This window comes from Micromonospora sp. KC207, assembly GCF_004348615.1.
GTDB lineage: Bacteria > Actinomycetota > Actinomycetes > Mycobacteriales > Micromonosporaceae > Micromonospora.
The window spans coordinates 1-4,768 of the sequence record NZ_SMKJ01000399.1 but is presented as its reverse complement, the minus strand read 5'-3'; the positions used below and the strand labels follow the sequence as shown (position 1 = coordinate 4,768).

At 70.6% G+C, this 4,768-nt stretch carries 3 protein-coding genes and 1 pseudogene; 1 reads left to right on the top strand and 3 read right to left on the bottom strand.

Translation table 11 applies throughout. The features are described 5' to 3' along the window. Window positions 1-475: pseudogene (locus tag E1258_RS34130) on the bottom strand (hypothetical protein); the annotation flags it as partial. A gap of 290 nt (window positions 476-765) precedes the next feature. Further along, window positions 766-2,250: an aminopeptidase P family protein gene (locus E1258_RS29985; protein ID WP_132407029.1), complete on the bottom strand. Its 1,485-nt coding sequence runs from the start codon at window positions 2,248-2,250 to the stop codon at window positions 766-768. A 110-nt stretch (window positions 2,251-2,360) separates the two neighbouring features. Here E1258_RS29985 and asnB point away from each other — a divergent pair, with 110 nt between their 5' ends. Then, window positions 2,361-4,322, top strand: a complete 1,962-nt coding sequence (gene asnB / locus E1258_RS29980; protein WP_132407026.1) for an asparagine synthase (glutamine-hydrolyzing) — start codon at window positions 2,361-2,363, stop codon at window positions 4,320-4,322. A gap of 124 nt (window positions 4,323-4,446) precedes the next feature. Here the strand turns inward: asnB and E1258_RS29975 are convergent. Continuing rightward, on the bottom strand, window positions 4,447-4,768 hold a 322-nt coding region (locus tag E1258_RS29975), incomplete at its 5' end, for a cellulose binding domain-containing protein (protein WP_207919811.1).

The window sequence follows — 4,768 nt, the reverse complement described above, 5'->3', positions numbered from 1 at the left end:
CCCCGCCGTTGTCCTCGTTGGCCCTGTTCACCGCCTCGACCAGCACGTCGGTGTCACACGGCAGTTCCTTGGCGTCCTTGCCCTGCCAGTCCTTGCTGTCCTTGCCCTGCCAGTCCTTGTTCTGCCAGTCGTCCTGGCCACCGCGGGCGTCCTGGCCACCGCGGGCGTCCTGGCCACCGCGGGCGTCCTGGCCACCGCGGGCGTCCTGGCCACCCTTCTTGTCGTCCTTCTCGCCGGAGACCGGGTCGGGCTTGCCGGCGTCACTGACGTTCTTCTTCGGCGTCGACGACTGCGCGTCCGAGAGTCGGTCCGCGCCGCCGGACTTGTCATCGCGAGCGGCCAGGCCGCCCAGTGCCGCCAGGCCGACCACGCCGGTCAGTCCGGCGACGCCCGCAGCCACCCAGAGTTTCCGCCGCCCTCGTGCCGGTGTGCCCGCGGGCGGGCCACCGTCAGGTGTCGTTATGTCATTGGACATCAGAGCCTTCCGCCCTTTCCTGCTGCCAGACGGGGTCGCATCGCTCGAAGCGGTGCGACCGGCCACAAATGGGTTTGTAGCCTCTGATAACCACCGTATGAGAAGGTTCCTCGCGAGAGGCATGAATCCGAAAAACGCCCGCATTCGTCTCACCTCGGGCGTGACGCGTCAACCGGCGGCCCGGGGGAAGTGGGTGAGCAGCGCAGACGTCAACGGGCCCTGCCGCCGGTCGCGACGACGTCAATCGTCGTGACCGGCGGCAGGGCCCGTCGCGTGGTCGTACCCCTGGATCAGCCCGGCAGGCGCGGACCCGCCTCGCGCTGCTCGGCCAGCCAGGTCTCCACCTCGTCGGCGGCGCGCGGCAGCCCGGCGGAGAGGTTCACGGCGCCTGTCGCGGTGACCAGGATGTCGTCCTCGATCCGGATGCCGACGCCGCGCAATTCCTCCGGGACCAGGTCGTCCTCGGGCTGGAAGTACAGCCCCGGTTCCACGGTGAGCACGTAGCCCTCGCCGAGCGCGCCGTCGCGGTACGCCTCCTTGCGGGCGTTCGAGCAGTCGTGCACGTCGATGCCGAGCATGTGCCCGAAGCCGTGCAGCGTCCACCGGCGGTAGACGGTCGACTTCTCGTCCATCGCCTCGTCCACGCTCACCGGCAGCAGGCCCAGGTCGTGCAGCCCCTCGGCGAGCACCCGCATGCAGGTGCGGTGCACGTCCTTGAACGGCACGCCCGGCCTGATCGCGTCGATGCCGGCCTGCTGGGAGGCGTACACGACGTCGTAGACCTGGCGTTGCAGCGGGTTGAACCGGCCGTCGACCGGCAGCACCCGGGTGACGTCGGCGGTGTAGAGGTTGCGGTTCTCCACGCCCATGTCCATCAGCAGCAGCTCACCCGGCCGGGTGGTGCCGTGGTTGTGCACCCAGTGCAGGATCGTGGCGTGCTCGCCGGCCCCGACGATCGAGCCGTAGCCGACGTCGTTGCCGTCGTGCCGGGCGCGCAGCGCGAAGATGCCCTCCAGCAGCCGCTCCGAGACGCCCCGGTCGGCCGGCAACACCCGGGCGACGTCCTCGAAGCCGCGCACGGTGGCGTCGATCGCGTCCTGGAGTTGGGCGATCTCCCACTCGTCCTTGACCAGCTTCAGCTCGGAGACCGCGATGGCCAGTTCCCGGTCGCGGGCCGGCTGGCCCTCCTCCCGGGGCCCGTCGTACGGGCGCACGGCCGCGTCGACCCGGGCGTCGAAGCCGCGCAGCACCCGCGTCCGCCCCGGCGCCAGGTCGGCCAGCGCCGCCTCCAGCTCGGCCAGGTCCGCGGTGGGCAGGCCCAGCTCGGTCGACTTCTCCGCGAGGGTGTGCCGCCGGCCCACCCACAGCTCGCCGTGCCGGCTGCGGAAGAACTCGTCGTTGTCCCGCGAGGAGCGGGGCCGCATGTACAGCACCGCGTCGTGCCCCGAGCCGTTCGGCCGCAGCACGAGCACGCTGTCCGGGTCGGGGTCGCCGGTCAGGTACGCGAAGTCGCTGCCCGGCCGGAACCGGTACTCGGTGTCGTTGGCGCGTACCTTCTCCCCGCCCGTGGGGATGACCAGCGTCTCGCCCGGGAAGGCCGCGGAGAGCGCGGCCCGCCGCTTGGCGTGGTTCGGCACCTCCACCCGGGGGCCGATCGGCAGGGTAGTGTCCCGCCAGCCCTGACGCATGAACGACAGGAACGCCTCCGGAAAATCCGGGTCGTGCGACTCGGTGCCGTCGTCCGGCGGCTGGCCGTCCGTCCGGTCCTCGCTCATGATCCGCTCCCTCCGCCTCGTTCCTGTCCAGACGGTACCCCGCACACGCGGGTGCGGAGACCCTGTGGTGCCCGCGACGGCCGCCCTCGCCGCGTGGAAAGATGACGACCATGTGCGGACTCCTGGCCTTCTTCAGCGCTAACGGCAATGCCGCCGCCCACCGCGATCACATCGCGGGGGCGTTGGAATGCCTGCACCACCGCGGACCGGACGAGACCGGGGTCGAGGTGGTCGGTGACGCGGGCGGCCGGTACGCCGACGGGGTGTTCGCGCACAAGCGCCTGGCGATCATCGACGTGGCGTCCAGCCACGAGCCGTTGCCGTACGCGGGCGGACGCTACCTGCTGACCTTCAACGGCGAGATCTACAACTACATCGAGCTGCGCGACGAGCTGGTGCGCGCCTTCGGCGCCCAGTTCGCCACCGCCGGCGACGGCGAGGTGATCGTCGCCGGCTACCACTACTGGGGCGAGCAGGTGCTCACCCGGCTGCGCGGCATGTTCGCCTTCGTCATCTGGGACCGCCAGGAGCGCCGGGCGTTCGGCGCGCGCGACAACTTCGGCATCAAGCCGCTGCACTACCTGGAGACCGCCGACGGGCTCTACCTCGCCTCGGAGAAGAAGGCGCTGCTGCCGTTCGCCCAGTCGGCGTACGCCGGGGACGCGGGCATCGACACGGCGAACCTGAGCCACTACCTGACCCTCCAGTACGTCCCGGAGCCCGGCACCCTGCACCTGGGGATCAGCCGGATCGGGTCGGGGGAGTACCTGACCTGGACCCCGGGCGGCCGGATCGACGTGCGTCGCTGGTACCGCCCGGTGTTCCGGCCCGCCCCGGTCGCCGACGAGCAGCGGCTCTACCACCAGATCCGGGAGACGCTGCGGGAGAGCGTCCGGATGCACATGCGTTCGGACGTGCCGGTCGGCTCGTTCCTGTCCAGCGGCATCGACTCCACCGCCGTGGTGGCCCTGGCCCGCGAGTTCAACCCGCACATCCTCACCTTCACCGTCGGCTACGACGTTGCCGGGTACTCGGAGATCGACGTCGCCCAGGACTCGGCCCGGCACCTCGACGTGACCACCATCCCGACCAAGATCGGGCCGCAGGACATGATCGACGCGCTGCCGAAGATCGTCTGGCATCTGGACGACCCGGTGGCCGACCCGGCGCTGGTGCCGCTGTATTTCGTGGCGAAGAAGGCCGCCGAGCACGTCACCGTGGTCCTCTCCGGCGAGGGTGCCGACGAGTTCTTCGGCGGGTACACCATCTACCGGGAGCCGTTGTCCCTCGGCGCGGTCAACGGCCTGCCCGACGGGGTGCAGAAGGGGCTGCGCGCGGTCTCCAAAGCCATCCCGCAGGGGGTCAAGGGCAAGAGCTTCCTGGAGCGTGGCACCACCCCGATCGAGCAGCGCTACTACGGCAACGCCCGGATGTTCACCGAGGAGGAGAAGCAGCACCTGCTGCGCCGCTACGACCCCTCGGTGCGCTACACCGACGTCACCGCCCCGATCTACGCCGAGTGCACCGAGCTCGACGACGTGACCAAGATGCAGTACGTCGACCTCTACACCTGGCTGCGCGGCGACATCCTGGTCAAGGCCGACCGGATCTCGATGGCGCACTCGCTGGAGGTCCGGGTGCCGTTCTTGGACAAGGAGGTGTTCGACGTGGCGGCCACCATCCCGGTGGACCTGAAGCTCCCGCCGCGCTCCGACGCCACCAAGTACGCCATGCGCCAGGCGCTCCAGGGCGTCGTGCCGCCGGCCATCGTCAACCGCAGGAAGCTGGGCTTCCCCACCCCGACCCGGGTCTGGCTGCGCGGCGAGATGTACGAGTGGGCCCGCTGGGTGCTCGCCAACTCCGGCGCGGGCGAGCTGATCGACCTGCCGTACGCGATGCGGCTGCTGGAGGAGCACAAGCGGGAGGAGGCCGACCACTCCCGCAAGGTGTGGACCGTGCTGATCTTCTGCATCTGGCACGCGATCTTCGTGGCCAAGACGCTCGACCCGGGCATCCAGCGCAACCAGTCGGCGCTGCTGACGAAGCCGGTCGTCGGGTCCATGGTCCGCTGAGCGGGCGATCCCCGGTCCGCTGAGCCGGACGAGGAAGGGCCCCCGCCGAGGCGGGGGCCCTTCTCGTGTGCGCCGCGCCCGATTGGCGGCGGCTCGCCGCCGCACCCGACGGGCGGGCACGGGATCACACGCGGGTGCAGCTCACCGTCGGCAGCGAGCTCGTGCCGCTGCTGCCGGCGACGAAGCCGAAGGTGGTGGTGCCCTCCGGCGCGACCGTGCCGTTGTAGGGGCTGTTGGTGACCGTCACCGTCGACCCGGACGTGGTGTACGTGCCGTTCCACAGGCTGTGGATGGTCTGGCCCGTCTGCCAGGTCAGGGTCGCCCTCCAGCCGGCGAAGGGCGTCGAGCCGTGGTTCATGATGGTCACCTCGCCCTGGAACCCGCCGGACCAGGAGCTGACCACCTTGTAGACCGCCATGCAGTCACCGCCGGCCGGCGGCGTGGTC